This is a genomic window from Agrobacterium sp. 10T429 (assembly GCF_056393925.1).
In genome coordinates, this window is record NZ_JBFTGV010000005.1 from 154,810 (window position 1) to 181,152 (window position 26,343).

21 protein-coding genes are annotated in these 26,343 nt (G+C 57.0%); 14 read left to right on the forward strand and 7 right to left on the reverse strand.

Going from position 1 to position 26,343, the window contains the following annotated elements; genetic code table 11:
* Positions 1–49 precede the first annotated feature (49 nt).
* Positions 50–958 (forward strand): hypothetical protein, encoded by a 909-nt coding sequence (locus tag AC1DCP_RS13750; RefSeq protein ID WP_111803169.1) that lies wholly within the window; start codon positions 50–52, stop codon positions 956–958.
* Positions 959–1,145: 187 nt separating this feature from the next.
* Positions 1,146–2,288: an acyltransferase family protein gene (locus tag AC1DCP_RS13755; protein ID WP_025594979.1), complete on the forward strand. Its 1,143-nt coding sequence runs from the start codon at positions 1,146–1,148 to the stop codon at positions 2,286–2,288.
* A 236-nt stretch (positions 2,289–2,524) separates the two neighbouring features.
* Here AC1DCP_RS13755 and AC1DCP_RS13760 read toward each other — a convergent pair whose 3' ends face one another.
* From AC1DCP_RS13760 to AC1DCP_RS13770, 3 genes are all read right to left on the reverse strand, one after another.
* Positions 2,525–3,469, reverse strand: a complete 945-nt coding sequence (locus AC1DCP_RS13760; protein ID WP_065663333.1) for an FkbM family methyltransferase — start codon at positions 3,467–3,469, stop codon at positions 2,525–2,527.
* 418 nt (positions 3,470–3,887) lie between these two features.
* A complete protein-coding gene (gene dinB, locus AC1DCP_RS13765; protein ID WP_004431141.1) occupies positions 3,888–4,967 on the reverse strand; it encodes a DNA polymerase IV in 1,080 nt (359 codons plus the stop codon).
* Positions 4,968–4,990: 23 nt separating this feature from the next.
* Positions 4,991–7,057: an ATP-dependent helicase gene (locus AC1DCP_RS13770; protein ID WP_476774337.1), complete on the reverse strand. Its 2,067-nt coding sequence runs from the start codon at positions 7,055–7,057 to the stop codon at positions 4,991–4,993.
* Positions 7,058–7,344: 287 nt separating this feature from the next.
* Between AC1DCP_RS13770 and AC1DCP_RS13775 the strand changes: the two genes are divergently transcribed.
* The 7 genes from AC1DCP_RS13775 (at position 7,345) to AC1DCP_RS13805 (ending at position 15,138) form a co-directional block, all read left to right on the forward strand.
* Positions 7,345–8,082, forward strand: coding sequence for a carboxylesterase family protein (locus AC1DCP_RS13775; RefSeq protein ID WP_476774338.1), 738 nt, complete (start codon positions 7,345–7,347; stop codon positions 8,080–8,082).
* Positions 8,083–8,293: 211 nt separating this feature from the next.
* Positions 8,294–9,364 carry a LacI family DNA-binding transcriptional regulator gene (locus tag AC1DCP_RS13780; RefSeq protein ID WP_025594973.1) on the forward strand — a complete coding sequence of 357 codons (1,071 nt, stop codon included), beginning with the start codon at positions 8,294–8,296 and terminating at the stop codon, positions 9,362–9,364.
* Between the two features lie 5 nt (positions 9,365–9,369).
* Positions 9,370–10,971, forward strand: a complete 1,602-nt coding sequence (locus AC1DCP_RS13785) for an FAD-dependent oxidoreductase (RefSeq protein ID WP_476774388.1) — start codon at positions 9,370–9,372, stop codon at positions 10,969–10,971.
* A gap of 49 nt (positions 10,972–11,020) precedes the next feature.
* Positions 11,021–12,292, forward strand: coding sequence for an ABC transporter substrate-binding protein (locus AC1DCP_RS13790; RefSeq protein ID WP_476774339.1), 1,272 nt, complete (start codon positions 11,021–11,023; stop codon positions 12,290–12,292).
* Between the two features lie 10 nt (positions 12,293–12,302).
* Positions 12,303–13,235: a carbohydrate ABC transporter permease gene (locus tag AC1DCP_RS13795; protein ID WP_004431155.1), complete on the forward strand. Its 933-nt coding sequence runs from the start codon at positions 12,303–12,305 to the stop codon at positions 13,233–13,235.
* Complete coding sequence (locus AC1DCP_RS13800; protein ID WP_115064601.1) at positions 13,225–14,067, forward strand: carbohydrate ABC transporter permease; 843 nt, start codon at positions 13,225–13,227, stop codon at positions 14,065–14,067. Before AC1DCP_RS13795 ends, AC1DCP_RS13800 begins: the two co-directional genes overlap by 11 nt.
* Positions 14,068–14,085: 18 nt before the next feature.
* Positions 14,086–15,138 carry an ABC transporter ATP-binding protein gene (locus tag AC1DCP_RS13805; protein WP_476774340.1) on the forward strand — a complete coding sequence of 351 codons (1,053 nt, stop codon included), beginning with the start codon at positions 14,086–14,088 and terminating at the stop codon, positions 15,136–15,138.
* 108 nt (positions 15,139–15,246) lie between these two features.
* On the opposite strand, the gene AC1DCP_RS13810 is transcribed toward AC1DCP_RS13805, so the two are convergent.
* From AC1DCP_RS13810 to AC1DCP_RS13825, 4 genes are read right to left on the reverse strand one after another with little or no spacing between them, the layout of a single operon-like run.
* Entirely contained in the window at positions 15,247–15,984 is a 738-nt protein-coding gene (locus AC1DCP_RS13810; RefSeq protein WP_111800783.1) for an ABC transporter ATP-binding protein, read from the reverse strand.
* Positions 15,981–16,826 (reverse strand): ABC transporter ATP-binding protein, encoded by an 846-nt coding sequence (locus AC1DCP_RS13815; RefSeq protein WP_111801929.1) that lies wholly within the window; start codon positions 16,824–16,826, stop codon positions 15,981–15,983. The genes AC1DCP_RS13810 and AC1DCP_RS13815 overlap by 4 nt, the downstream gene beginning before the upstream one ends.
* Entirely contained in the window at positions 16,813–17,712 is a 900-nt protein-coding gene (locus tag AC1DCP_RS13820) for an ABC transporter permease (RefSeq protein ID WP_013761140.1), read from the reverse strand. Before AC1DCP_RS13820 ends, AC1DCP_RS13815 begins: the two co-directional genes overlap by 14 nt.
* Positions 17,709–18,737: an ABC transporter permease gene (locus AC1DCP_RS13825; RefSeq protein WP_004431168.1), complete on the reverse strand. Its 1,029-nt coding sequence runs from the start codon at positions 18,735–18,737 to the stop codon at positions 17,709–17,711. The genes AC1DCP_RS13820 and AC1DCP_RS13825 overlap by 4 nt, the downstream gene beginning before the upstream one ends.
* Positions 18,738–18,942: 205 nt before the next feature.
* Between AC1DCP_RS13825 and AC1DCP_RS13830 the strand changes: the two genes are divergently transcribed.
* From AC1DCP_RS13830 to AC1DCP_RS13850, 5 genes are all read left to right on the forward strand, one after another.
* Complete coding sequence (locus AC1DCP_RS13830; protein ID WP_004431172.1) at positions 18,943–19,656, forward strand: FadR/GntR family transcriptional regulator; 714 nt, start codon at positions 18,943–18,945, stop codon at positions 19,654–19,656.
* A gap of 67 nt (positions 19,657–19,723) precedes the next feature.
* A complete protein-coding gene (locus tag AC1DCP_RS13835) occupies positions 19,724–20,704 on the forward strand; it encodes a mannonate dehydratase (RefSeq protein WP_013761138.1) in 981 nt (326 codons plus the stop codon).
* A 116-nt stretch (positions 20,705–20,820) separates the two neighbouring features.
* Positions 20,821–22,359 carry an ABC transporter substrate-binding protein gene (locus tag AC1DCP_RS13840; protein ID WP_370953851.1) on the forward strand — a complete coding sequence of 513 codons (1,539 nt, stop codon included), beginning with the start codon at positions 20,821–20,823 and terminating at the stop codon, positions 22,357–22,359.
* Positions 22,360–22,604: 245 nt separating this feature from the next.
* Positions 22,605–23,708 carry a hypothetical protein gene (locus AC1DCP_RS13845; RefSeq protein WP_476774341.1) on the forward strand — a complete coding sequence of 368 codons (1,104 nt, stop codon included), beginning with the start codon at positions 22,605–22,607 and terminating at the stop codon, positions 23,706–23,708.
* A 185-nt stretch (positions 23,709–23,893) separates the two neighbouring features.
* Positions 23,894–26,233 carry an EAL domain-containing protein gene (locus AC1DCP_RS13850; protein ID WP_112291564.1) on the forward strand — a complete coding sequence of 780 codons (2,340 nt, stop codon included), beginning with the start codon at positions 23,894–23,896 and terminating at the stop codon, positions 26,231–26,233.
* Positions 26,234–26,343: the final 110 nt, after the last annotated feature.

The following is a 26,343-nucleotide window of genomic DNA, read 5'->3' on the forward strand; positions in this document are numbered from 1 at the left end:
CAAAATCGGCCTAGTTCTCTTATTGGACGTTGGTTTAGGGTCTTAAAATATGAACATCAGCAGGCTTCGAACCTCAATCCTGAAGAGATGGCGGAAAGTCTTCAACGCCGGTGACAATACAGCCCTGTCGGACGTTAATCTAAAAGAAATTGCCGAATGGATAAGGCAAGCAAATGAAAACGCGTTCATAAATAAAGAGCTTTCAGCTATTTATTACGAAGATATGCTTTGCGAAGCTCTACTTCGCAGGTATGGCGAGAAATTTGTTGCCAAACATAACGCTCACGTTTTTTCCCAGACTTATGAAGATTCTGCGATCGCTGAAATTTTTGCCAGAATAGGTGTGAAGCATAAGACGTTCATAGAATTGGGCACTGAGAACGGCAATCAAAATACGACCAGGTTTCTGCTCGAAATGGGGTGGCGAGGTGTGTGGATCGAAGGAAGCTCCCGTCACGTGGCTGAGATTAGAGAGAAATTTGCCAATGAGATTAGAGACGGACGGCTTATTGTTGAGCAAGCGTTTGTCGCCGCTGAAAACATATCGGGGATTCTGGAAGGCACTGGCATAGGCGCAGAAGTCGATTTTATGAGCGTCGATATCGATCAAAATACCTCACACGTATGGAAAGCGATACCGATTAGCGCCCGAGCTGCATGTATTGAGTACAATGCGCACATCCACCCAAGTATCGAATACGAAGTGCCTTATGATCCAAATTCGCTTTGGGATGGAACCAACCTATTTGGCGGCTCCTTAAAGACTATGGAGTTGATTGGTCGCAGCAAGGCCATGTCGCTTGTCGGGTGCGACATTATCGGAGTGAATGCCTATTTTGTTTCAGATGATTGTCTGGAGGACAAGTTTTTGTCTCCGTACACGGCAGAGTTTCACTATCAGCCACCGCGCTATCGTTTCGCCCGCGGAAACCGTGGCAACCCCCACGCATTACGCTGATATCTACCTTTAGTACGGCCGGTTCCTTCAATCTTGACGTGTTTTACCAATTGCTGGATGCGGTGTGTTACGCGGCTACGGGAGATAATAGGGGACTTGTAAGCTTGTTCTCATATCCAACGTCCTTTATGAGCCTGATATCGTGGCAGCCCTTGCCGGATAAAATGCTCGATCGAGAGGACAGTAAGTGAGAGAGTCCGAGAGATATCAGTTCATAGACGTTCTTCGCGGCATCGCGGTGCTTCTTGTTTTGATAATTCACATTTCCGAGCTTTATGTCGGCTTCGCGCAACAGGGCAAGGCCGGAGGCAGATGGATCGCAGAAATCGCGCATCAGTTCGATTTCGGTCGGATGGGTGTTACGATCTTCTTTATAATAAGTGGATTCGTGATACCAGGTAGCTTGTCGGGAGGAAGATTTGACGGGAGCGTGAAATTTTTATTGTCTCGATTTTTCAGGCTATTTCCGCTCTTTTGGCTCTCGTTGCTCTTCGCCCTCATCGCCCAGCAATGGGCATCCGGCAAGTATCCTAGTACGACAGATATCTTTCTCAACGCGACAATGGTGCCGGATCTTTTCTCCGTTGAGCCTATAAACGGAGCCTACTGGACTCTCGCTGTCGAGCTGGTTTTCTATGGAATGTGCTTGGCGCTTTTCCTGTTGAAGGGCGTAAAGAACCCCAACGTCTTGGCGCTGCTTGCGCTTGTCCTGACGGCTACTTTCATAGATCGTGAATATCTTCATAAATTTCAAATGTTTGAAGGCAAGCTCGGCGAATATCCCATGCTGTTGGGCTTCATGTTCTGGGGCGCCTTGGCGCGCGCTCGTTTTGAAAAGCAGGGGCTACAAGGATTTGCAGAGCTTGCCTACTGGATCGTAGCAATTGGATGGCTATTTGTGTTCCCAATGGCAGGCTTCAATGAAGCCTACGTCAGAACGCACGCTGAGCCAGATATGGTGCCCCGTTTATATGGCTCTTATTTTGCAGCCTTCGCCGTATTTTTCTTTTCCATTCATTTCTTCAAAATTAAATCGGCGTTTTTATCATTTACCGGCAGAATTAGTTATTCCATATATCTGATGCATGGCCCCGTCATGTATGCGGGGATCTATTACCTTGATAATTATGGTCAATCACTGCGTGGAAAGATTTCGGTATATCTCTCACTTTTGGTGGTAAGTCTGGCAACATTCTTATTGTCTTACTGTACTTATATCTGGATAGAGAAGCCGTCCCAGCGCCTTGGCAAAAGAATATACAATCGTATAGAAAATCGTTACATGCAAAAAATACCGATTGGGCGTCAGATTGGCTCCAAGAGCATGTGACTATTCTTAGGAAATTTTTGGATGATCTTGATGCTCAGGGGTAGCATACTGACCTGGATCCGAATTTCATATTTTTCGTACGCGCAGGCACGCCGACCATAGTCGTCAGCCAGGTTTCCACCATGTTGTTGCGGTCAGTTGCTGATCGGAGACCATCCTTGGCCTGGGTTGTGCAGATAGAGAAAGACCATCATCGTCGACGGTCTTTCTGTCTATGCATTTACGGCGACTGATCCTCAGCGAAGAAGCGTTTGCGCCAGGCCATGTTTCTTGTAAATCATACTCGCTATCAAAGCCTGGGCGATGCGATCATCAGCGTTATTCACGTCCTTGCGAAAGAAGACGGCATCGCCCCATATCAGTCTCTCGCGCTTGGCGGTCTTGAACGGCACCGATGTGTACTCGTATCTATTCAAGTGCGAAAAGTCGATAAATTCAAATCCTGCTTCTGAAAGGATATGATCTATATCCCGGAAAAATGCCGTCTCGTGATACATGGGGCCGAAAAAAACTTCGCAGTGCACGACGTTGGTTTTCTGCAATACATCTTTTGCGCCCGACAGTGCGCGACCCTCGAAGCCCTGTATGTCGAATTTTAAAAAGTCGATGTGTGGCTCTCCAGCTAAAGCTTCATCTAGAGTGGAAGTTTTAACAACGTCAGTCGATACAACACGCATGTCGCCTATATCATCAAAATCTGCGTTGAACTTCAGATTGAGATCAAGCAGGGAAGAGCTGCCATCGTCATTAACAGTATGGAACAGCGCTTCTTTGCCATCCCCGATAAACGCTTCAATCAAAACTAGTCTGGGGTCTGGTTCTGCTGCTGCCCGTTCCTCTATGCGGTGCTTTTGTGGCTCAAAACCGATGGCACGCCAATCGAGAGTACCTTTTGTCAATGGCGCGTAGATGTGATCCTCTGTTGCAAGCAAACGGGCGCCGACATCCACAATAGTCAATCGTCGACGCTGTCTTTGAGAAATTTGCAAAGGATCGACTTCCTCTGCTCGCATTTTTGCTTTGTATTCGTCGCCTGCGAGAATGCTTTCGACAATATTCTTCAAGTCCTCCCCTGACTCCAAACGGTTGGAAAAATGATCCAGCCCGCTTTCGTCCGCGTCCCTATGTAAGAGCGTTTTATAAATCCAATTTACATATTCTTTATTCGACCATTCACTCATTTCAGTTTCTTTCGTACGGCCCGTCGACAGGAGCGGAGTTGCAAAGTTAATTTCTTACAGATTTTTATCCAACACATTTTTGAGACTATTCGAATGCTCTAATCTCGTGGAGGGCATCCATTTTGACGCAGTGCTGTAGCTGATGGCCTCTCAGCACGCGTTGCTAGATGACGTCGTGCGTTTCTTGCATGGCTGCGCTGCATTAAAGCCTATTTAATATGCGGTAAAACCGGGTATCTTGTTTTCATCGAAGCGATGCACCTCCTCCCGCAAAGCTTCGGATTGAGATGACCCTATCCTCCTCCCAAGGGTTGTCTTGTGAACAATGGCACTCCTCCTCCCAGCTGTTGTTCGAAATTTCGGAAAGCCTGCCGCACCTCCTCCCGCGGCGGGCTTTTTCGTTTTCGGGACAGGGGCATCACAGGCCAAGCGCTAGCTGCGCTTCCTCTTCACTCTCTTCGGTGCTCAGCGAGGAAAGGGTAATCCCCAACAGCCTTACCGGACGTTTGAATGGAAAGACGGAGGCAAGCAGGCTCTCTGACATCTCCTGGATCGTTGCGAGGTCAGACACGGCTCCCGACACTGTTTTGCTGCGTGTCGCCTGGCTGAAATCCGAATATTTGATTTTCACGGTCACCGTCTTTCCCGTGATGTCGTGGGCCTCGCAATAACGCCAGACTTTCTGAGCCAAAGGGCCAAGCTCCGCCTTCGCTAAGTCGAGATCGTCGATATCCTCGACGAATGTGTCCTCGGCGCCGACAGATTTGCGGATGCGATCGGGCTTGACCTGCCGTTCATCGATGCCGCGGGCGATGTTGTAGAAATAAGGGCCGGACTTCCCGAAATGCTGTTGCAGAAAACCGAGTGATTTCGACTTGAGATCGAGCCCTGTTTCGATGCCGTGCCGTTTCATCCGCTCGGCCGTGGCGGGTCCTACGCCATGGAATTTCTTGACGGCCAGGGCTTCAACAAAGCCAGGCCCATTCTTCGGCGTAATGACGGCCTGGCCATTCGGTTTGTTCAGGTCGCTTGCCATCTTGGCCAGAAACTTGTTGTAGGAGATGCCGGCAGATGCATTGAGGCTGGTGACCGCCTTGATTTTTGCGCGGATCTCAAGCGCAATTTCGGTGGCGATCTCCATGCCTTTCAGGTTTTCGGTGACATCGAGATAGGCTTCGTCGAGCGATAGCGGCTCGATCAGAGGGGTATATTCGGCAAATATCTCGCGTATCTGTTGCGACACCTGCCGGTATACCTCGAAGCGTGGCGGTACGAAGATCAGATCCGGGCATTTCCGTTTGGCAGTGACGGACGGCATGGCTGAATGGACGCCGAAGGTTCTCGCCTCGTAACTTGCCGCAGCCACCACGCCTCGTGCGGCCGATCCGCCGACGGCGACCGGCAGGCCGCGAAGTGCGGGGTTGTCGCGTTGCTCCACCGATGCATAAAAGGCATCCATGTCGATATGGATGATCTTTCGAACAGCCGTGTTATCCATCGTTCCAGCCTGTACGATCTTCCCTATTTCCACATCGCCCGCATCCGCGCGCCTACATCGATGCGGATCTGCTGCGCGCTGCGCTCGGAGGCTGCGGCCGAAACCAGGGGCCAGGTGGCGGTTTCAAAGAACTGCAGCAAAGTTGCCGGTATGAAGCGGGTTCTAGCGGCATAGACATGCCGGTCGCCCTGCGCGTTCTGGCCATGGGTGAAGAACCGTTGCGGGGTTATCAGTGACAGACTGTCCTTGGCGCGAGTCATGGCGACATAGAGCAGCCGGCGTTCCTCCTCTACTTCATGCGTGGAGCCGACGCCCAGATCGGAGGGTATGCAGCCATCGACCACGTTCAGGATAAAGACGGAGCGCCATTCCTGGCCTTTTGCCGAATGAATGGTTGAAAGCGTCAGATAATCCTCATCGAGCAGCGGCACGCCTGCCTGATCGCTGGTGGCATCCGGCGGATCGAGCGTCAGTTCGGTGAGGAAGCGTTCGCGGGAAGGATAGCCGCCGGCAATCTGCTCGAGTTGCAGCAAATCGGCCTTCCGCGTCTCGGCATCCTCATGGATGCGTTCGAGGTGGGGCTCGTACCAGAGCCGCGCCTGCTCGATATCTGATGGCCAGCCGCCGTGCAATTTTCGCATGTTCGCCAGCAACTGCACGAAGGATACCCAGTCATCACCGGTTTTGGGTGGCGGCGGAATTTCGGCAAGGGCGAGCAGAGGTTCCGGGTCTGCCGCAATCGTATCGAGAATATTGCCGGCTTTCTTCGGCCCGATACCCGGCAGCATCTGAAGTAGCCTGAAACCGGCGACGCGGTCGCGCGGGTTTTGCGCGAACCGCAATACCGCCAGCATGTCTTTTACATGGGCACTGTCGAGAAACTTCAGGCCGCCAAATTTGACGAAGGGAATGTTGCGGCGTGTAAGTTCAACTTCAAGCGGCCCGCTATGACTGGAGGTGCGAAACAGCACGGCCTGTTGCTTCAGCTTCATGCCGGTCTCACGATTGGCCAGCACCTGGTCAATAATGAAGTTCGCCTGCTCGGTTTCGCTTTTTACTGTCACGAGCTTCGGTCGCTCGAGCGACTGTCGTTCGGTCCAGAGGTTTTTGGCGAATCGCTCACGGGCAAGGTCGATGACACCATTGGCGGCAGCCAGTATCGGCTGTGTCGAGCGATAGTTGCGATCAAGGGTGATAATATCGGCAGCCGGGCTGAAAGATGCCGGAAAATCAAGGATATTGCGCACCGTTGCTGCCCGGAAGGAATAGATCGACTGGGCATCGTCACCCACGACGGTCAATCCGCGACCGCCCGGTTTCAGTGCCATCAGCACCGCGGCCTGCAGCCGATTGGTATCCTGATATTCGTCGACCATCACGTGGTCGAAACGATTGCCGATATCGCCTGCAAGGTCGGGATCGCTGACCATCTGGGCCCAGTAGAGCAGAAGATCGTCGTAATCGAGAACGTTCTGGGCCTGCTTGGCCTCGACATAGGCGGCGAATAATTGCTTGAGCTCTTCTTCCCAGCTGGACACCCATGGATAGTGCTGGCGCAGGATTTCTTTCAGTGGCGTTTGTGAATTGACGGCGCGCGAATAGATCGCAAGGCAGGTGCCCTTTGTCGGAAAACGGCTCTCGGTCTTGGAGAAACCCAGCTCGTGTCGGGCAAGATTCATCAGATCAGCGCTGTCTTCGCGGTCGTGGATCGTGAAATCCACGTCCAGTCCAATCTGTTCCGCATAGATTCGCAAGAGGCGCGCGCCGATCCCGTGAAACGTGCCGGACCAGGCCATCGCATCCGTGAGGGCTCCGGCGTTAGCGCCGATGACCTGCTTGCAGATACGCTCGACACGACGCGACATTTCGGAAGCGGCACGCCGTGAAAACGTCATCAGCAGGATGCGGCGAGGATCGGCGCCATTGACGATCAGATGCGCCACCCGGTGCGCCAGCGTATTGGTCTTGCCGGAACCGGCACCGGCGATAATCAGCAACGGTCCAGCCGTGTGCCCGCCTGAAGGCCCAACGCCATGTTCCACGGCCTTGCGTTGCTGCTCGTTCAGTTTGTCCAGATAGGCAACCGCCATGCCTGCATCCTTGATATTTGCCTATCCGCACGACGACGGCATTTTTCAAAAGCACTCTTGTTGCAATGATTAGCAAAAACTCAAACAGCAGGCCAGAACAAATAATGAACGCATGTCTCTGTCCTCCACACTGCGGTGGACAAACCTGGCTGATCGATATTCGCAGCCTCAATCGGGTTCCGCATGGCTTGTTGACCGGCATGCTTTTCAAACCACTGAACCAACCCGGCGGCTGATGAGTTCACCAGTCGCGTCTTGGAAGACGTGTTTGTTGGGAGGACAAAAGCATGAAGCATCTGAAACTATGCCTGATCGCTGTTGCGGCACTGGCCACATCGACATTTGCGTTTGCCGAGCAGAAGGCCATGAGGTCTGACGCCACGATCGCGTCGGATATCAATTATCTGCTTTATACGCCCAAAGACTATGCCGGTTCGGACAAAACCTATCCTCTCGTGGTATGGCTGCATGGCGGCGATCAGGGCGGGAGCGACGTCGAAAAGCTGCGCCGCAGCGGTCTGCCAAAATTGATCGATGGGGGCCGTGATTTTCCTTTCATGGTGTTTTCGCCACAAAATCCGAGCGAGGAACTGCTTTATCCGATCGAACGTGTCGCAAGCGTCCTAGCTTCCGTTGTGGCGGATCATCGGGTGGACCGCAGCCGTATCTATCTGATTGGATATAGCCGGGGAGCGTTCGGCGCCTGGTCAATGGCCGAGCAGTTTCCACAAACTTTTGCTGCGGTCGTCCCAATTCCCGGTGGCGGCATCCGCCATTACCTCAACCGCACCAATGAAAAGACAGCATTCTGGGCCTTTCACGGCTCAAGGGACGAGGTGATTCCTTTGTCCGATACTGTTGTCCTCGTTCAGCGTCTCCAGGAACTGAAACGTAATGTGCGGCTGACGGTTTTTGAAGATACGAACCATGAAGAGGTGGAGGCAAAAGTGCTCGGCGATGAGGCGATGTGGACCTGGCTTCTCCAGCAAAAGCTTGCAGACGCAAAGACGCCTTCGGTACCCTGAACCCGCAGCGGGCACCGTTTTACCGCTGGTATGGAAGCCCATAACCCAGCGCGGCCGTCATAAGGCCGGGCTGGCCGCCTCATAAGCCTTCGTCAAAACATCTCTCCGCAAGCGTGTCTTTCGCCTCTTGACACAGAGTAGGGAAGTCATGCTAATACGCATTAACAGCTAATACGTATTAGCAGTCAACGAGTGTCGGGGAGGGCATTGCGTGACCAGCCATAAACGCCTTACTCAGAACGATATTGCGAAGCTTGCCGGCGTCAGTCAGGCAACAGTATCGCTTGTTCTGAACGGCGCGCCGACCGCGATTGCGCGTATCCCGGCTGAAACACGCGAACGCGTACAGGCGGTCATTCGCAAGACGGGTTATGTCGCGGACCCGATCGCGCGCCGCATGGCCAAGGGGCTTAATCGCATCCTCGGCGTCTTCACCTACGAGCCTGCTTTTCCAAGCGCACAGGCGGACTTCTTCACGCCGTTCCTGTTGGGCATCGAGGAAGAGGCGCAACAGCAGGCGTACGATCTTCTGCTGCTGACCAGTGCCGGCGTCGGCAACAACCGCAAGATTTTTTCCGAGGGCAACAGGCTCCGGATCGCCGATGGCTGCCTGGTCCTGGGCCGTGAATTCGACCGCAAGGAGCTTACCCGGCTGGTCTCGGAAGATTATCCATTCGTGGCGATCGGCCGACGCGACGATGCTGGCGGGCCCGTGCCCTATGTTGGCGGCGACTATGCCGCGGGCACACGGCAGCTTGTTGAAGATGCCATGATGCTCGGGCATTCCAAGCTCGCCTATATCGGCCCTGCGGGTCCGGCGGAATCGATTGCCGACCGATGGCGAGGTTTCAGTGATGCGCTCGGCACGGCGGCGACGCTTGCATTGCACATAAAGGCGGTAAACCGGCCTGCCGAAAAGATCCTCGACGCGATCATCGAAAGCGGCGCGACGGTGGCATTTTTCATAGAACTGGCGGATGCGGTGCGCGTCGAGACTTTGGCACGGGAGCGCGGAATTGGGGTGCCCGACGTGTTTTCGATGGTCGTGCTTGGCAGCCATATTCGTGCCGGCCGCAGCCCGGTGCGTTTCACATCCTATGAAATTCCCCGTGAAGAGATGGGCCGGCAGGCGACTGCAATGCTGGTGAACCGCATCGAGACCGGCAGCCCGGGAAGTCAGATTCTACTCAAGTGCCAACCTGTCAAGGGTGAAACATTGGGGCCGGCTCCAGTGGCCTCCCCAGATAAGTCCCCAGTCAACAAAACGGATGAGACGACGTGAAAGAGATGCAAGCAGACATTCTTGTGGTCGGTGGTGGCCTTGGCGGCGTGGCGGCGGCCCTCGGTGCCGCACGCGCCGGAAAGCGCGTGATCATGACCGAGGAATATGACTGGATCGGCGGTCAGTTGACCAGTCAGGCGGTTCCATCGGACGAACATAGCTGGGTCGAGCAGTTCGGGATCACCCGCTCTTATCGCGCGCTGCGCAACGGCGTGCGCCAATATTACCGCGACCATTATCCGTTGACGGACGGCGCCCGCTCGTGGAGTGACCTCAATCCGGGTGGCGGCTGGGTCAGCCGCATCTGCGCCGAGCCGCGCGTCAGCCTTGAGGTGATGGAAAGCATGCTTATGCCCTATATCGGCGCCGACCGGCTGACGGTGCTCAAGCCCTATCGGCCGGTTGCTGCCGATGTGGATGGCGACCGGGTGCGCTCGGTCACCCTGCGTCATCGCGACAGCGGAGCCGAGATCGTTATTTCCGCCGACTACATTCTTGATGCCACCGAGCTTGGCGATCTGTTGCCGATGACGGGCACGGAATATGCCAAGGGGTTCGAGGCGCAATCGGACACGGGTGAGCCCAGTGCGCCGGCCAGCGCCCAGCCTGATAATGTGCAGGCCGTGTCGATCTGCTTTGCAATCGATCATGTCGACGGCGATCAGACGATCGACAAGCCTGATAATTACGACTACTGGCGCAAGTACCAGCCGCATTTCTGGGGTGGGCCGATGCTCGGTTTCACCGCGCCGCATCCGCGCACGCTGGAACACACGACCCGCTCCTTCACGCCCAATCCGGACGACGATCCGTTGCTGGTTGATGCCGACCAGCGCAAGGGCGGTGGCGATGAAAACCTCTGGATTTTCCGTCGCATCGCGGCACGCAAGAACTTTGCGCCAGGTTTTTATAAATCCGACATCTGCCTCGTGAACTGGCCGATGATCGACTACATGGACGGCACCATCATCGATGTGTCGGAAGAAGAAAAGGCGCGGCATCTGAAGGCGGCGGCCGAACTTTCCTATTCGGTGTTTTACTGGTTGCAGACCGAAGCACCGCGCCTTGATGGCGGACAGGGCTTTCGCGGCCTGCGTCTCAGAGGCGATATTACCGGCACCGAACACGGCCTTGCCATGGCGCCCTATATCCGGGAAAGCCGCCGCATCAAGCCGGTCACGCGCATCGTCGAACAGGATCTTTCCTACACGGTTCGCGGTGACAGGGGGGCTGTCCGCTATCGCGACAGCATCGGCATCGGCATGTACCGCATCGATCTGCACCCATCGACCGGTGGCGACAACTATATCGATGTGCCTTCCTGCCCGTTCGAGATTCCGCTTGGCGCACTCATACCCGAGCGCGTGAAGAACCTTATTCCGGCGGGCAAGAACATCGGCACGACGCATATCACCAATGGCTGCTACCGCCTGCATCCAGTCGAATGGAATATCGGCGAAGTGGCTGGAATGCTGGCGGCCTATTGCCTGGAAAAAGGTCTCCCTCCGCATCAGGTGCAGGAAGACGATGACCATCTTCATGCCTTCCAGACGGCGCTAACCCGCGAAGGCATTGAAATACGCTGGCCGGATATCGCGGCCTATTAGGACGGCGGACTGTCGTTCGATCGAACCCATCTTTGGAGGAGGACTGGGAATGAATAGTCATTGGAAAATGCAAACCACGGCCTGCGCGCTGGCCCTTATCGGCTCGTTTGCGCTGGCAGGGGCAGCGGCGGCACAGGATGCGGTCAAGCTGCGCATGACGATCTGGAGTGCCAACGAGGCGCATCTAAAGCTGTTCAACGACATCGCAGCCGGCTTCAAAAAGGACCATCCGAATGTCAGCGTGACCTATGAGTCCCTGCCTTTCGACACCTATACCACCGCGCTCACGACCCAGATTGCGGGCGGCAATGCGCCTGACATGGCCTGGATTTTCGAGACCTCGGCCTATGATTTCGTCAAATCAGGCGCGCTCTATCCGCTCACCGACACGCTGAAGGCCGCTCAGGGTTACAATCCTGACGAAGTCAGCGCCGGGGCCACGGAACGCTGGTCGCAGGACGGAAAGCTCTTCGCCTATCCGTTCTCGACCTCGCCCTTTGCGGTCTTCGTCAACAATGATCTCATCAAGGCCGCAGGTGCAAAGACGCCGGCGGAGATGATCGCTGCCGGCGAATGGACCTGGGAAAACGCCATCGCGACCGCCTCGGCGGTCTCGAAATCCGGCAAGGGCGGGCTTGTCGTCCGCGACTTCAATTACCAGAGCTGGCAATATCTGACCTCCGTGTGGAACGGTTGGGGCGCATCGCCCTGGAGCGCGGATGGCGCAACGTGCACCATGGCGGAAAAGCCGATGGCGGATGCTTTATCGTTCATCCATGATGCCATCTTCAGCAAGAAGGCCATGCCCGGCCCCGGCGAGACGGTCGATTTCTTCGCCGGTAATGCCGCGATGACCATTACCCAGATCAGCCGGGCCTCGCTTTTGCCGAAGGACAAGCCTTTCGGCTGGGACCTCGTGCCGCTGCCGAAAGGACCGGCCGGTGAATACGCACTGATCGGGCAGGCCGGCATCGGCGTCATGCAGTCCGGAAAGAATGCGCAGACGGCGGCCGAATTCGTTGCTTACATGACCAATCCGGACAATTCGGCAAAGCTCAGCCAGTTCTTCCCCTCGGCACGCAAGTCGCTGTTGAATGCGGAGGTTTTGAAAAAAACCAATCCGCTGCTCAGCCAGGAACAGATCGAAAAGGTCGTCATATCAGGCATCGCCACGGGCAAGGTCATGCCCGGCCACACCGGCTTTGCCCAGATACAGCAGATCGTGCGCTCAAACCTCGATGCGGTCTGGCGGTCGGAGGCCGATGTCGCGGGAGCGCTTCAAAAAATCTGCGGCCAGATCGCGCCGCTCCTGAAGCGCTGAGGAGAAAGCCATGGCTGTCGCGCAGGAGATTACCCGTCCCCGGCATCGCCCTGCATCGGCGTTCTGGACCATCGCGCGGCGCGACAGTCTCGCTGGCTTTCTGTTCATCGCCCCGCAGCTGATCGGGATCATCATCTTCGTGCTGATCCCGCTGGGGCTGGTGTTCTGGTATTCGCTGCATGAGTGGAACGTGCTCGCCAATACCTTCACCTATACCGGTGCGCAGAACTACCGGATGCTCATCGAAGACGGCAATCTTCTGGAGGTGTTGGGCGCGACAGGGATATTCTCCGCCGGACTGGTGGTGTTCAACCTGTCGCTGGCGCTGCTGCTTGCCGTGCTGCTTAACCAGAAGCTTGCCGGCATTGCGATATTCAGAACGCTGTTCTTCTCGCCCGTCGTCGTGTCTCTCGTTGCCTGGACGATCGTCTGGGGTTTCCTGCTGCAGAAGAACGGCGGCATCAACGGCATGTTGCTGATGGTCGGCATCGAAGGCCCCAACTGGCTGCGCGAGGAGACGACAGCGATGATTTCGGTCATCGTCGTGCAGGTCTTCAAGAATGTCGGGCTCAACATGATCCTGTTTCTGGCGGCACTTCAGGGCGTGCCGAAGGAACTCTACGAGGCCGCCCGCATCGACGGCGCGCCAGCCTTCAAACAGTTCCGTCGCATCACCCTGCCGCTGATCAGCCCGACGATCCTGTTGACCTCGATCATCACCATTGTCGGCTCGTTACAGGTTTTTGCTCAGATTGCGGTTTTGACCCAAGGCGGGCCGGGTCTGTCGACCACGGTGCTGGTCTACTACCTCTATCAGCAGGCCTTCCAGTTCCATTTCTTCGGTTACGGCTCGACGCTGTCCATCCTGCTGTTTCTGATCGTTGCCGTGCTGACCTTTGCCCAGTGGCAGATGCGCAAGAGGATCGTCTTTTATGAAAGCTGACCTTTCCCCCCGCATGCAGGTGGCGCTCTACGGGTTGCTGTGCGTGCTGCTTGTCCCCTTCGTCTTTCCGACCTGGTGGATGGTTACCTCCTCCATCAAGCCCATAAGCGACATCTTCGCCTTCCCACCGCAGCTCATCCCGCAGAGCCACGACTGGACGACCTATGCGAAGGTGTTCGAGTTGCAGCCCTTCGTGCGGCAATATTGGAACTCCGCCTACATTGCCGCTGTGGTGACGATCGGCACGATGATCATCTCCTCAATGGCAGGCTATGCCTTCGCACGGATCCGGTTTCCGGGCGCCAATGTGATCTTCATGATCGTGCTGCTTGGCCTGCTGATCCCGTCGGAAGTGACGATCGTGCCGCTCTTCCAGATGTTCCTGAAGGCAGGCATGGTCAACACCCACTGGCCGCTGATCCTCGTGCCGGTTTTCGGGGCGCCAAGCGTGTTTGCCACCTTCGTCATGCGGCAGTTTTTTGTGACGCTGCCGGGAGAGCTGGAGGAGGCCGCACGCGTCGACGGTCTTGGACGTTTCAAGATATTTCGCAAGATTGCCTTGCCCTTGGCAAAGCCGGCGCTTGCTTCGGTCGCGATCTTTACGTTCCTGCATTCCTGGAACCTGTTCCTCGAACCCATCGTCTTTCTCTCCAGCGCCGAGATGTTCACGCTGCCGCAGGCGCTGACGCAATATACTGACGCCTATGGCGGGCCGATGTGGAACATCCAGCTTGCCGCAGCGACGCTGACTGCGCTGCCCGTGCTCATCGTCTTCGTGATTGCCCAGAAGCAGTTTGTCGAAGGCCTCGCCCATACCGGCCTCAAGGGCTGAAGAACCGGAAACCGATTGATGGCTCACGTTACTCTCTCCGACATCCGCAAAAGCTATGGCGCGGTGAAAACCATTCACGGCATCGATCTCGCCATTATGGACGGCGAGTTTGTTGTGCTTGTCGGGCCTTCCGGCTGCGGCAAGTCGACCCTTTTGCGGATGATAGCCGGTCTCGAAACGATTACCGGCGGAGAGCTCAGGATCGGCGAACGGGTCGTCAACGATCTCGATCCCAAGGACCGCGATATTGCCATGGTGTTCCAGTCTTATGCCCTATATCCGCATATGACGGTGGCCAGCAATATGGGCTTTTCGCTGGAGCATCGGGGCTCGAGCAAGCAGGAAATTGCTGAAAAGGTGAACTGGGCAGCGGATATTCTTGGCCTTGCGCAGCTGCTCGACCGTTATCCGCGCCAGCTCTCCGGCGGCCAGCGCCAGCGCGTTGCGATGGGCCGGGCCATTGTTCGCAATCCGCAGGTGTTCCTGTTCGATGAGCCCCTGTCAAACCTTGATGCGAAGTTGCGCGTCGTCATGCGCGGCGAGATCAAGGCGCTGCATCAGAAGCTGAAAACCACCACGATCTATGTGACGCACGACCAGGTCGAGGCTATGACGATGGCCGACAGGGTCGTGGTTCTCAATGGCGGCAGGGTCGAGCAGATCGGCACGCCGCTCGAACTTTACGACCGCCCGGCAAATCAGTTCGTTGCGGGCTTCATCGGTTCGCCATCGATGAACTTACTGACCGGCGCGATAACTGAAAGAGGTTTTGAAACCGCAGGTATCGTGTTGCCCTTGCCAGTTTCCGCGGCCGGCTTTGCCGGCAAACAGGCCGTTTACGGCATCCGCCCGGAACACTTCCTGCTTAATGCCGGCGGCGTGCCTGCCGAGATAATGCTGGTTGAACCATTAGGATCGGAAACGCAGGTCACCATGAAACTCGGCGATACCAAGGTACTCGGCGTCTTTCGGGAACGCATAGGGCAGGCAGTCGGCGACAGCATCATGGTCTCGCCGACACTTAACTGCGTCCATCTGTTTTCGAGTGAAGACGGAGCACGGCTGAACTGATCACGGGGCCATCTGCCTCTTGCGCGGCCCGACGGCCTGATCGACTACTGGACTGCCAGGGAAAACCTCGCAGTCCAGCTGTTCCAATGGCTCACCCCATGACGGCTTTCAAAGGAAGCTGCTCTCGAAGAGTTCGCCTGAATACGCCGCGTGGGTGATGCCCGCTTCAAGATCGGCCTTGGTCAACTCATCGACAAAAACACCATTCTGCATGACCAGAACGCGGTCGCACATATGGGCTATAACCGACAGGTCGTGGCTGACGAGAACGAAGGTGAGGTTCTGCTCGTCGCGCTGATCGGCCAGCAGGTTCAGGATTTCCGCCTGAATGGAGACGTCGAGAGCGGATGTCGGCTCGTCGAGAAGCAGGATCGGCGGCTCGAGGATAAGCGCGCGGGCGATCGCAACACGCTGACGCTGGCCTCCGGACAGTTCGTGCGGGAAGCGCTCGGCAAAATGCGCGGGCAGGCCAACCTGCTGCAGCGCGGCCGGAACCTTCGACCAGCCGTCACCAAGCCCCATGGAGCGGATCGGTTCGGCAAGAGCCCGGCCGATGCGGTGGCGTGGGTGCAGGGAACCATAGGGGTCCTGGAACACCATCTGCGCCAGCTTCAGCTCGTCGCGGCTGCGGACTTTGCCTACAGGCTTTCCTTCGAAAGAGATCGATCCGGTCCAGCCGGATTCCAGACCGGCAAGCGATCGCAGCAATGTCGACTTGCCGCAACCGCTTTCGCCAACGATGCCGAGTGTCTCGCCTCGGTTGACCCGAAAGCTGACGTCGCGCACGACGTGATTGCGGGTTTCCTTCGTGCCGTAGACGACATCCAGCTTGTCTACCGTGATCATCGCGTCACCTCCGCATCGATTGCCTGGCGATCCAGCACCTTGAGGCGCCGGACCGGATTGCGGGGATCGGGCATGGCCGCGATCAGGCCCCGTGTATAGGGGTGTTGCGCATCTTCGAGCTTGGAAAGCGTCTCCACGACGCGTCCGCCATACATGACCAGCACGCGTTCGCAAAAGGCCGCGACCATGCGGATATCGTGACTGATGAGGATGAGGCCCGAATTGTTTTCGCGCACCATCTCGTCCAGAAGCAGAAGGACATCCTTGCGCACGCTGACATCGAGTGCTGAGGTCGGTTCGTCGGCGATGACCAGCTTGGGTTTGGCAAGCAGCATCATGGCGATCATCACGCGCTGTCCCATGCCGCCTGAAATCTGGTGGGGATAAAGCCCCATCACGCGGTCAGGATCGTTGATGCGCACGCGCAGCAGCATGTCGCGCGCGGCATTTCTGGCGGCCTTGCCCTTGAGGGCCAGATGCAGCTCGGCCGCTTCCGCCACCTGCTTTCCGATCGGCAGGACCGGATTGAGGGAATAACGCGGGTCCTGCATGATGAGCGCCATCTCGCTGCCGCGGATCGCACCCATCTGGCGCTCGGATTTTTCAAGCAGCGGTTCGGAGAGGAAATCCATCCGTTCTGCAGTCACCGTGGCGCTCTTGGGCAGAAGGCGCATGGCGGCACGACCGGTCGTGGACTTTCCGGACCCGGATTCGCCGACGATACCGACACGCTCGCGTCCGACGTCGAAGTTGACATTGGAGACGGCGGGGATGGCGTTGCGGCCAAAGCGAACGTTAAGATCGCGGACCGAAAGAATGGGAGAGCTATCAGGAACGGGCATGACGCGGATCCAGTAGGTCGCGCAGCGTATCGCCAGCGATGTTGAAGGCAAGGCTCGTCAAAAGGATCGCGATGCCGGGCATGACGGCGACCCACCAGTAATCGAGCATGAATTTACGGCCGCTGGAAATCATCGCCCCCCATTCGGGAAGCGGCGGCTGCGCGCCAAGACCGAGGAAGCCAAGCGAGGCGGCCGTAAGGATGATACCGGCCATATTCAACGTCAGTCTGACGATGACCGAAGGAATGCACATCGGCGCGATATAAAGAAACAGGATGCGCATCGGCGAGGCCCCGTAGAGGCGTGCGGCCGCAACATAGTCGGTGTTGCGCACGACCAGCGCTTCGGCCCGCGCCAGGCGCGCGATGGGCGGCCAGGCGGTCAGCGAGATCGCGATGATTGCGGTGCCGAGACCGGCTCCCATTGCAGCAGCAAAGGCAAGTGCCAGAACGAGCGAAGGGAAGGAAAGGACAATATCGGTCGCGCGCATCAGAATGGCGTCGGTTCTGCCGCCGAAGAAACCGGCCATGACACCGATTGCAAGGCCGATAGGGCCGACGATGACCGAGACCGACAAAACGGTCTGGATCGTGATGCGGGTGCCATAGACGAGGCGGCTGAAAATGTCTCGGCCAAATTCGTCGGTTCCCGCCAGATGCGCCCAGCTGGGAGGCTGGAGCGCATTGTCTAGCACCTGGCGCACCGGATCATATGGCGCAATCAGGGGAGCGAAAATGGCGACCACGACCAGAATGGCGAGAATGGCAAAGCCGAACATTCCAAGCGGCTCGTCGCCAAGCTTCCGCAGCGTCCGCGCCGTCGTTGTGGATATCCGAGACAATGCGCTGCGGCTCCGCACGGGAGTGTTCTGAGTTATATCGGTCATCGAGCGACCTCCCGTGTCCGCGGGTCAAGCGTGGTGTAGGCCACGTCTGCGAGGAAGTTGAGCATCATGAAGATGAAGCCGATGACGATCGTGGCTGCGAGGATCGCATTCATGTCACCAATAAGCAGTGCATTCGTCATGTATTGTCCGATGCCGGGCCAGGAAAAGACGATTTCGGTCACAACGGCGCCTTCCAGCAGGTTGCCATAGGAGATGGCGAGAACGGTGATAAGCTGTACCGCGATATTCGGCAGTACATGGCGGGTTACGGTGCGCGCCGGGCTGACGCCTTTCGCACGCGCCGCAATCACGTAATCCTGGCTGAGCTGTTCGAGGGTGAAGGCGCGGGTCATGCGGGTGATGTAGGCCATTGCCATATAGGCAAGGATGATCGCCGGCAGCATGATATGCGCGAGCGCATTCCAGAAAATCTCTGTCTCACCTGCGAGAAGAGTGTCGACCAGCATCAGCCCTGTTCTCGGCTCCACGAGGCCTTCGTAAAAGACGTCCACGCGACCGGGCCCGGCGACAAGGTTGAGATTCGCATAAAAAATCACGAGCCCGACGATACCGAACCAGAATACGGGTATCGAATGCCCCACCAGCGCAAAGACACGTGCGAACTTGTCGATGAACGTGTCGCGAAACAGGGCCGCGGCGAGACCGAGCGGGACGCCGATGACGGTGGAGATGATGATTGCCAGCGTTGCAAGCTCAAGCGTCGCCGGGAAGGCTTGCGCCAGGTCCCGCGTTACCGGGTTTCCGGTCAGGATAGCTATACCGAAATCGCCGTGCAGCAGGCCGCGGAGATAGATGAAAAACTGCTGGTAAAGAGGGAGATCAAGCCCAAGCCGAGCGCGCATGGCTTCATAGGCTTTAGGATCTGCAAGCTCACCGACGATTGCCCCGACCGGATCGGTCGGCATCACCCGGCCAATGATGAAGGTGATGCAGAGCAGGATGAAGAGGCTGACGACAAGTTGCAGGAAGCGATGTCCAAGGCCGCGCAATGAAATTTCAGTCATCGCAAATCGCACTTCCACGAGAAAACGCTGTCAGCGATGCCACTTTTTGAACGGCTCGCCGCAGACGAGCAATTCTACCCTGCAAAAACTTTTGATGGTACTTCATCCCAACTCCTCCCTGAGCTAACATGAAAAGATATGACGTAACGCCACGTCATCATATGAGTAACGAAGGGATTCGTTTTCTGCAAGAGGGAAGAGTGGCATGATGGGCGATAGGGAAAAGCCGCGGGAGCGGCGGGCACAACAGATCATCGATAATCTCAGTGCAGAAATTCGCAGTGGAAAACTGAAGAACGGCGATCAGCTTCCCACGGAACCGCAGCTTGAGCGCACCTACGGCGTGAGCCGAACAGTGGTTCGCGAGGCGATCGCGGATCTGCGCTCTTCCGGCTATGTCATTCCCATCCACGGCAAGGGCGTGTTCGTCAGCAATGTCAGCGAGTGGGCGGGTGTGAAGCTGACGCAATCCGAAGTTGGCACAATTGCAGAAACGCTGGAAATGCTTGAGTTTCGGCTCGCAACCGAAGGCGAAGCAGCGGCGATTGCCGCCTATCGCCGCACAGCCCAGCAAGAAGCGGCGATTTCCGCAGCCCATCGGAAAATGGGCCGGGCCATCGATGCGGGCGAAAGCACCGTCAGTGCCGATTACGAGTTTCACACGGCCATTGCGATAGCGACCAACAACCGGTTCTATCTCGAGGCACTGCGCCAGTTCGGGTCACGCTCGATACCGCGCGGTCAGTTTCCAACCCTGCCGGAGACGGGCGACGCGGATTATCTGCGCAAAGTGCAGGCCGAGCATGAGGCAATCCTGCGCGCCATCGTAGAGCAGGATCCGGATGCCGCGCGGAAAGCCATGCGCGATCATATGCTTGCGAGCCAGCGTCGCTACAGGTTGCTTTCCGAGGCGCAATAGCATCTCGACACTCATCTTATTTCGTGCGATGTCATATGATGACTAGCATGGAGTGAGGAGAGAATCGATGTATGTCGGCACCCAGGTGACAGCGCGCGATGACGAGGATTTCAAGGTTTGGGCGCAGCTTGGCGTCAAGAATATCAACGCAGATCCGCCTGGTGCACCCGCAAGCTGGACCTTTGAGGATTTTGAGCGCCACCGTGACAAGGTCGAGAGCTTTGGCCTCGTGCTCGACATGGTGCAATTGCCGTTGCCATCAAGGCCGATCGAACAGGCATCGTTTCCCGATATCCTGCTTGCCGGGCCAGAGCGCGACCGGCAGATCGATGCCGTCTGCAGAATGATTGAGGATATCGCCAGGGCCGGCATCCCGGCGGCGAAATACAACCTCAATCTCATCGGCATCCCGCGCACTGAAATGGAGCGTGGGCGTGGTGGTTCGCTCAATGAAGCCTGGCGATGGGACAAGGCGGACCATGATGCGGCTCCGGGCCTTGCCGGTGTTCTATCCGAGGACGAAAACTGGGAACGCATCGACTATTTCCTCGAACGTGTGGTGCCGGTTGCCGAAAGCAACAAGGTCCGGCTCGCCTGCCATCCGCATGACCCCTACACCCCGCCCGGCTACAAGGGTGTCACCCGGGTGCTCGGCACCGTCGAGGGCCTGAAGAAATTCGTGCAGATGCGGGAAAGCCCCTATCACGGCCTGAATTTCTGCCAGGGATCGATCGGCGAGATGCTCGACAATCCGCGCGAGGAGATCGACGAGATCATCCGCTGGTTTGGCAGCCGCGACAAGATATTCAATGTCCATTTCCGCAACATCAGCGGCGGCAAGCTGTCGTTCATGGAAACGTTTCCCGACGAGGGTGACATGGACATGGTCCGTTCGCTGAAGCTCTACCATGAACTCGGCTATCGCTACATGATCATGCCCGATCATGTGCCGACGATTGCGGGCCGCGATCCCGTCGGTGTCGCCTTTGCGTTTTGCTACGGCTACATCGCCGCGCTCATCGAAGCGCTTAATAACAACCATCTTTGACTGTTTCAGGCCGGTTGGCGCACGTGGCGCTGCCGGCTTGCAATTACCGATCTGTAGGAGGAGCAGGTATGAAAAAATCAATGATCCGTCTCGCATTCACCACCGTTCTGGGCGCCATGCTGGTGCAGGCGTCGCCGGTGGCGGCCAAGACCCCCAACGACCAGCTCGTCGTCGGGACATCGCTTGCCCAGGTGCTGTCGCTAGACCCCCATCAGGCTACCGAAGCGAAAGCCAACGAAATCATGGCCAATCTTTACGATCGGTTGATCTCGGTCGATGGCTCGGGAAAGGTTTCGCCGCAGCTGGCAGAGCGCTGGGAGACAGATGACAAGGGTATCACGTTTCATCTTCGCGCCGCCAACTTTGCCTCGGGCAATCCCGTTACCTCCGCAGATGTCGTTTATTCGTTCAGCCGCCTTTTGAAGATGAATCAGGCGGCGGCCGCCAACCTCAAGCGCGTTGGTTACAACGCGGAAAATGTCGACAAGCTGGTGAGCGCCCCGGACGAAAAGACGGTCCGCATCGAACTGTCAGGGCAAACGACCTCCGAACTGCTGCTCTATCGTCTGGCGATGGTCATTGCCAGCGTTGTCGACAGCAAGGAGCTCAAGTCCCATGAAGTTGATGGCGACTGGGGCAATGCGTGGCTGAGAACAAATTCCGCCGGTTCAGGCCCCTTCACCCTCAATCGCTGGTCGCCGAACGAAATCATCATTCTTGAGGCCAACAAGGACTATGTGGCTGGCAGCCCGAAAATGCGTCGCGTGATCGTGCGGCATGTACCGGAAAGCCAGGTGGAGCGCCTGATGCTGGAGCGAGGCGACATCGACATTGCCAGCGCGCTGACGGCGTCCGACCTTGCGACCTTCAACAACAAGGAAGGTTTTCAGATCCAGCGTGTGCCGACGGGTGGTTTCTACGTCCTGTCCATGAATGCCGGCAAGGAGCCTCTTTCCAACCCCAAGGTTCGCGAAGCGATTGCTTACGGCATCGACTACAAGGGAATGGAAAAGACCATCATGGGCCCCTATGGCAGGGCGCGCACGGTGCCGGTTCCGGAGAATTTCGAATATGCCATTCCAAGCCCCGACTGGAAGCTTGATGTCGAGAAAGCGAAATCTCTTCTGAAGGAAGCCGGTTATGAGAATGGCTTCACGCTTAATCTGAAGACAATTGCCCAAACGCCGCGCATCGATCTTGCTACGGCCATCCAGGCATCGCTCAGCCAGGTCGGTATCAAGGTGAACATTCAGCAGGGTAACGGTTCGGACGTGATTGCCGCTCACCGTGCGCGGGACTTCGATCTGCTCATTCCGCAGACGGGCGCCTATATGCCCAACGTCCTCGGCTCGATGGAGCAGTTCTCCAGTAACCCCGACAACTCGCTTGCTGCCAACAATGCCGGCAATTTCGTCTGGCGCTCTGCCTGGGACATTCCGGAACTGACGGCTCTGACCGCAAAGGCTTCCCTTGAGCCCGATGCCAAGAAACGTGGGGAAATCTACACCCAGATGCAGGAAATGTTCGTCGCGCAGAAGCCAGCGGTTCTGCCTCTCTTCGAGAGATACGAGCCGATCGTTTTGACGTCGCGCGTCAAGGATTATGTCGGTCACCCCAGTCAGACGACACGACTGGAAAACGTGACGAAGCAGTGACTGCAAACCACTAGACGGAAAACATGTGACGGGCGGTGAATTTACCGCCCGTTTTTTTGTGGGTCCCCCGACCGCTTGCTGGCCAATTAAGACAGGGCCGCCGTGCGAACTATTACGCCCGCATCCTTGAATTCTTGGGGTTTTCGCGATGGCTTTAGCGGGTTAGACCGTGCAGCGATCGACCCTTTCCCAGAGCGGGATTCCCAAACCCCGCTCGCTCACATTCCACTAAATGCGTTGGCACCATGAGCTTCCCACAAATAAAACTTCCCGCAAGGCCGCTCAGTTTGAAGCGCGGTGTCATTTCGGTACCGGCGGCCTATTATTTTTCCATCCCGGTGCTGCTGGTGATTACAGTCGTCCTGCTCGTGGCCGAAGGCCCGGGTGTTTTGCGCGACTATCAGATCAGCCGCGACCCGCTGGAGATCGAAAGCGGCGACATCAACGGCAGTTGCAAGACCCGCAAGGCGATCTTCACGAATTGCGCAGCGGAGCTTTCCTACGACCATGGCGGTGTGAGCTACAAGAAGGATGTCGAGGTCATGTTCGTCGATTTCCATTCCGGCGACTATGAAACCGGTCTGGTCATTTCGGCGAAGAATCCCGAACTTGCAACGATTTCACTTGGCCTCGATATGCTCTGGAACCGGATCATAACCCTGGGCGTGTTCGTTGCCCTGCTCGGTTTCGGCTGTTTCGCACTGCTGCTTGCACTTATCCGCACCTTGCGGGCTCGTCTGCGTCTGCGGCACCCGGCGCCATTGACTGTTATTCCGGTGGCGCTGACGGCGGTCGCCGAAAAACGCAGCCGTCTCTTCGTGACCTATGCCGATACGGTCAGGGAAGGGAAGACGAAGAGGCAATCCTTTACCTACCTGGAGAGAGGGCGAATCCCGGTCGTCGTCGGCCACACAGGCAAACACGATGTCGCACTGGCGGTCTGGCACGGTGAAACCCCGCTGCCTGTTCTGCTTGACGATCAGCTGGAGCGAATTGACCTATCGGAACAGGAAAGAGCGGAAGCACTTGCCTCGCTCGAACCGGTGCTTGCGAACCGTGGGCAGGAGGGCGTATCCGCCCCCGGCGCGGCGGTGACAAAGGCCCCAAGCCTTGCGCGACGGCTGGCAACGTTCGTTGCAATTGTCGCCTTTATCGTCGTTGCAACCTTGGGGTACTGGCTGTGGTACGTCACCAGCGCGCCTTCGCAATTCAACTCTCCGGGCATGGACCTCAACAACATGATGCCCGCGGCGCTCAACGAGTGGGGCTGCGCGCGTCTGCAGGAGCGTTTTGCTGATGGTCCGGCACCTTTCGGTTGTGCCGGGGACGATTTTCGAAGCTGGAAATAAAGGCTTTCCCTCTTGGCGTATATTGGGCCGGTCGCAAGAGCTTGATGGGCTGGCGCGTCGGCCCGGCGTCTCCTGGCTCATTGTCGGTGAGATCGATCAATTATCCAAAGTTGCATTAGAGATTTATAAATAAACCAACTCCATAGTGCGATCGTGGGCGGTTCTCGAGGCTGGGAGAGTGCATCATGTTCACGGTTCTGGAATGCGTTGCGGTACAACACGATCATGCGATCGTGCTGCTTGCAGCGGTTATTTGCCTGCTTGGCATGCATGCTTTTTTCCATTTGTTGTTGCGTGCGGAAGAAAGCCCGGCTGGCCGCAAGCCTTACTGGGTGCTGGTTGCCGCCTTTGCAGCGGGGCTCAGCGTCTGGGCAACGCATTTCGTTGCCATGCTTGCTTATAAGGGTTCAGTCCCGATCGGCTTTGATTTCCAGTTCACGGCTCTGTCGGCGGTTCTGGCCGTTCTGGGGTTCTGGCTGGCGCTCAGGGCGCGCTCGAAGGCGAGCTACAGTCCCGTTATCGTCGGAACGCTGGTTACCCTTTCGGTTGCCGTCATGCATTTCGTCGGCATGGCGGGCATGGATGTGGCCGCCACGATCAGCTATCGCTGGGGCCCCGTTTTGGGCGGCTTTGCTGTTGCCTGGGTATTTTTTCTGCTGGCCTTTTTCCTGTTCCTTCGTTCCGCCGCATGGAAACGCATCGTCATTCCGGCCGGATGTTCGATCTTGGCAATCTGCGCTTTGCATTTCACCGCCATGTCGGCCACGATCCTGTCGCCGGATCCGTCCGTCGCTGGCCCGGATCCCGACAATCTCGCCAGAGTGATCATGATTGCTGCCGTTTCGGGCGTGACTTTCCTGGTCCTCGCAGCCACTGCCACCGCCGCTCTCGTTGACCGTTACCTTGTCGATCTCAAGGGGCTTGTGGATGCGACGCTGGATGGTCTTGCCGTGGTCCGTGATGGCCGCATTGTTGAGCTGAATACCCGTTTTGCCGGGCTTGTCGGCAGCGATGAGGCATCGCTGATGGGTAAAAATCCCGATGATCTCTTCAAGGCCATGGACGGACAGCCCACCTATCTGCCGCGCCTCGCGCCGGTTGAGGCAATCCGAGAACGCACCGACCGGCCGCAGGTGTTCGAGCTTGCCGTGCGCACCATCGAGTATCGCGGCCATCCTTGCGAAGTGCTGGCCATTCGCGACCTGACGGAAAAGCGGGAGGCGCAAAGGGAGATCGAATATCTGGCCCGCCACGATGTGCTGACCGGCCTTTCGAACCGCACCATGTTCCAGACGCGGCTGCACCAGCAGATCGAACATTGCGACGCGGAGGATGAGTTTGCCTTGCTGGCGCTCGATCTCGATCGGTTCAAGGCGGTCAACGACATTTTCGGCCATGCCGAGGGCGACCGGGTGCTGAAAAAAGTTGCGACCATCCTCGATGAATGCGCAAGGCCGGGAGATATCGTCGCCCGTCTCGGGGGCGATGAATTCGTTATCCTGACTGCCCGGCACACCAAATCGGAGGAGGCACGTCTGCTTGCCGAGACAATCCTTGCCATGTTCGGGTTGAAAATGAATGCGGCCAACGATCCGACCGCTGTCGGCGTCAGCATCGGCATCGCCGTCTTTCCGCGGGACGGGAACAGCAACGAAAGCATCTTGCACGCCGCTGATCTGGCGCTTTACCGCGCCAAGATGGGTGGGCGCGGAATATTGTCCTTTTATGATCCCCTGATGGATCAGGAGGCCCGCGAGCGCCGCCAGCTCGAAACGGATCTGCGGCTCGCCATCAACCGCAACGAATTGGTGTTGAACTATCAACCTGTCCTTTCCGTCGAATGTGGTCAGGTCGTCGGTTATGAGGCGCTGGTACGCTGGCAGCATCCGACAAGGGGTGTCGTACCTCCGGATGTCTTCATTCCGATTGCAGAGGAAAGCGGGATCATCATCTCGCTCGGCGAATGGGTGCTGCGCGAGGCCTGCCGCCAGGCGAGCACCTGGGCGCCGCACCTGAAAATCGCTGTCAATGTTTCACCATTGCAGTTTTCGCTCGCAAATCTCGGCCATGTCGTCTGCACGGTTCTCATGCAGTCCGGCCTTTCGCCGAACCGGCTGGAACTCGAGATCACCGAAGCCGCGTTGCTGAAGGACCGCAAGGCGACGCTGATCATCCTCAACCAGTTGAAGGCGCTGGGTGTGGCCATCGTCATGGATGATTTCGGCACCGGTTATTCATCGCTCAGCAACTTGCAGAGCTTCCCCTTCGACAAGATCAAGATCGACCGCAGCTTCATCGCCGCCATGAGCGAGGATGATAATGCCCGCGCCATCGTGCGCGCGGTGATCGGCCTCGGTCGCAGCCTCGATCTGCCAGTGACGGCGGAGGGTATCGAAACCGACGCGCAATATCGCATGGTTGTCGATGAAGGTTGCGCGCAGGCGCAGGGTTATCTCTTCGGCAGGCCGGATGTGGCTCCTGCCGCGGCCGCAAGCACGGGCAAGCGGAAGAAACATTCCGTCTGAAAGAGGAGTACGGCGGCGTGATGCCGTCGTAATTCCATTCTCCTACGCCAATGGAACGAGAGCGAACGCAGATCGTTAGGATTGTGTGTGGTGCGTCCGTGTCGCCACCG

What these genes read in the sequence shown, in the direction of transcription:
- AC1DCP_RS13815 (WP_111801929.1), bottom strand. Translation starts at nt 16,826, where the DNA reads ATGCCCGTTCCTGATAGCTCTCCCATTCTTTCGGTCCGCGATCTTAAC.
- AC1DCP_RS13805 (WP_476774340.1), top strand. Translation starts at nt 14,086, where the DNA reads ATGGCTCACGTTACTCTCTCCGACATCCGCAAAAGCTATGGCGCGGTG.
- AC1DCP_RS13830 (WP_004431172.1), top strand. Translation starts at nt 18,943, where the DNA reads ATGATGGGCGATAGGGAAAAGCCGCGGGAGCGGCGGGCACAACAGATC.
- AC1DCP_RS13840 (WP_370953851.1), top strand. Translation starts at nt 20,821, where the DNA reads ATGCTGGTGCAGGCGTCGCCGGTGGCGGCCAAGACCCCCAACGACCAG.
- AC1DCP_RS13825 (WP_004431168.1), bottom strand. Translation starts at nt 18,737, where the DNA reads ATGACTGAAATTTCATTGCGCGGCCTTGGACATCGCTTCCTGCAACTT.
- AC1DCP_RS13770 (WP_476774337.1), bottom strand. Translation starts at nt 7,057, where the DNA reads ATGGCGGTTGCCTATCTGGACAAACTGAACGAGCAGCAACGCAAGGCC.
- AC1DCP_RS13845 (WP_476774341.1), top strand. Translation starts at nt 22,605, where the DNA reads ATGAGCTTCCCACAAATAAAACTTCCCGCAAGGCCGCTCAGTTTGAAG.
- AC1DCP_RS13775 (WP_476774338.1), top strand. Translation starts at nt 7,345, where the DNA reads ATGAAGCATCTGAAACTATGCCTGATCGCTGTTGCGGCACTGGCCACA.
- AC1DCP_RS13760 (WP_065663333.1), bottom strand. Translation starts at nt 3,469, where the DNA reads ATGAGTGAATGGTCGAATAAAGAATATGTAAATTGGATTTATAAAACG.
- AC1DCP_RS13785 (WP_476774388.1), top strand. Translation starts at nt 9,370, where the DNA reads ATGCAAGCAGACATTCTTGTGGTCGGTGGTGGCCTTGGCGGCGTGGCG.
- AC1DCP_RS13800 (WP_115064601.1), top strand. Translation starts at nt 13,225, where the DNA reads ATGAAAGCTGACCTTTCCCCCCGCATGCAGGTGGCGCTCTACGGGTTG.
- AC1DCP_RS13835 (WP_013761138.1), top strand. Translation starts at nt 19,724, where the DNA reads ATGTATGTCGGCACCCAGGTGACAGCGCGCGATGACGAGGATTTCAAG.
- dinB (WP_004431141.1), bottom strand. Translation starts at nt 4,967, where the DNA reads ATGGATAACACGGCTGTTCGAAAGATCATCCATATCGACATGGATGCC.
- AC1DCP_RS13795 (WP_004431155.1), top strand. Translation starts at nt 12,303, where the DNA reads ATGGCTGTCGCGCAGGAGATTACCCGTCCCCGGCATCGCCCTGCATCG.
- AC1DCP_RS13810 (WP_111800783.1), bottom strand. Translation starts at nt 15,984, where the DNA reads ATGATCACGGTAGACAAGCTGGATGTCGTCTACGGCACGAAGGAAACC.
- AC1DCP_RS13750 (WP_111803169.1), top strand. Translation starts at nt 50, where the DNA reads ATGAACATCAGCAGGCTTCGAACCTCAATCCTGAAGAGATGGCGGAAA.
- AC1DCP_RS13790 (WP_476774339.1), top strand. Translation starts at nt 11,021, where the DNA reads ATGAATAGTCATTGGAAAATGCAAACCACGGCCTGCGCGCTGGCCCTT.
- AC1DCP_RS13850 (WP_112291564.1), top strand. Translation starts at nt 23,894, where the DNA reads ATGTTCACGGTTCTGGAATGCGTTGCGGTACAACACGATCATGCGATC.
- AC1DCP_RS13820 (WP_013761140.1), bottom strand. Translation starts at nt 17,712, where the DNA reads ATGACCGATATAACTCAGAACACTCCCGTGCGGAGCCGCAGCGCATTG.